General features: G+C 31.1%; 2 protein-coding genes and 2 pseudogenes. All 4 read left to right on the forward strand.

Going from position 1 to position 1,796, the window contains the following annotated elements:
• Positions 1-145: pseudogene (locus ACJ5GX_RS05330) on the forward strand (protein-disulfide reductase DsbD domain-containing protein); the annotation flags it as partial.
• Positions 146-272: 127 nt separating this feature from the next.
• Entirely contained in the window at positions 273-1,220 is a 948-nt protein-coding gene (locus tag ACJ5GX_RS05335) for a hypothetical protein (protein ID WP_214303391.1), read from the forward strand.
• Between the two features lie 128 nt (positions 1,221-1,348).
• Positions 1,349-1,624: pseudogene (locus ACJ5GX_RS05340) on the forward strand (protein-disulfide reductase DsbD domain-containing protein); the annotation flags it as partial.
• Positions 1,625-1,742: 118 nt separating this feature from the next.
• Positions 1,743-1,796, forward strand: a 54-nt coding sequence (locus ACJ5GX_RS05345; RefSeq protein WP_495292779.1) for a hypothetical protein, incomplete at its 3' end; no start/stop codon positions are given.

Genomic DNA, 1,796 nt, shown 5'->3' on the forward strand with positions numbered 1-1,796 from the left:
CGCTGATATTAACTTTCATATAAAGTACGCAATATGTAAAGATAGGTGTATCCCTAAAAATGCCGAGATAAAAACCAGTCAACCACTAAAGGATTTTATAGATTCTGATATCAATAAACTCATAAATGAGTGGTACAAGAAGTAAGGTTAAAAAGCAAGAGCTTAACAACTATAGTTGAGAAAGAGCTTTAAAAGCCTTATGTGCAATTAAAGTCATTAATTATTTACTATATTATGTTAATATAGTAATATTAATTTTTTGATATACAATCATGACTCATCAATGTAAACACATAATAAATGAAACTGCTAATCAAAAAAAAGAAGAAGGAATAGAAGGTGTGATTATTACTACAGCACACGCTTCAGATGATATGCACAACTGCGTAAAACGTGCAAATTATTCTACTCTTACTAAGCACATTTGTCAACCTGGTTGGTTTATAAAGGACCTATTGGAGGAATTTTTTCCTGAATTAATACACAATGAAAACATCATGCATTATACTAACCCAAACCCTGTTAAGGAATACTATGCAGCAAATTTTGCTATAACATTTGAATGTAAGGAAGATGCAAAGTGTGGAAATGCAATAGATTATACAAACTTTTTACCTAGCGGTATATGGTGTAGTGGAAAAGGTAAAACGAATACTAGCGGTAAGGGTTATCCTTACAATGAGCTCTCTGCTGATAATAACAATAAAAGTGCATGTTATCACAGTAAAGATTTTAATAAAAATGCACTTCATAACAAAAATTTCTTCTGGAATACAACGTGTCCTAATCTAGTATTAGATCGTAGCGTAGAAGAGCTAAAAGAATGTGCAGGTAAAACTATAGTTGCAAAATTGGTATCACCTTTAATAATTGTTGATAAGAGTAATATGATAATAGATAAAGATGGCAACAATACTAAAATACCCTATCTTCACTTAGAGCACTTCTTAACTTTTGACGGTAAGCTTAAAGATGATCCTAAAAACAACTGTGCAATTTATAAGAACCTCACTAAGAAACCCACTGAATTAATTGAATTAAAAGATAAAGTTTTATGGACTTCCGACAAAGAAGTAAAGTTGATAATTCCTGACACTGGTAATATGAGATGTTTAGGTTCTCCTAGTAAAAGTGAGAGCGTAATTCAAAAGAGTGATGAGATAACTACTGATAACGAAGAGCTCCCTAGCTATAACTACAGTAGTGATTATGTGCTATAATTTTCTTGAATGTACGCTCAAGAAAAGGTTTATTGCTACAATTTTCATGATACAAAAATAAGCTTAGGTATTTTAACTTTTTTATAAGGTTTGATACCTACTCTCTTTCCTTTCAGCTATAAACATACAATATAGATATTCATTGGTCTACTCCCAAGGAACATGAAGATAAAGTTGGGGAAGTTACATTTGTTAGTAACATATATGAAGATATGGTGTTATTTCCCTTTAAAACTAATATCATTCCAAATCAGGAATACGCTGATATTAACTTTCATATAAAGTACGCAATATGTAAAGATAGGTGTATCCCTAAAAATGCCGAGATAAAAACCAGTCAACCACTAAAGGATTTTATGGATTCCGATATCAATAAACTCATAAATGAGTGGTATGAAAAATAGAGCTCCCAGCGAGCAAGTGATAGTTATACGATAGCTTAAAAATGTTATTCCTGTCCCTGAATTTTCCAATAAAGATCGATCTTCAGCTCGTATTCCTTTTTCTTTACACTTTTTTTTAATTACTGTTATTTTCTTAATTTTTGATGTAGAAATTGCCCTAATTTTCCCTATA

This window comes from Wolbachia endosymbiont of Tuta absoluta (assembly GCF_059414725.1).

Bases quoted from the DNA above. Each gene is read 5' to 3' on its own strand.
- ACJ5GX_RS05335 (WP_214303391.1), top strand. From the start codon at position 273: ATGACTCATCAATGTAAACACATAATAAATGAAACTGCTAATCAAAAA.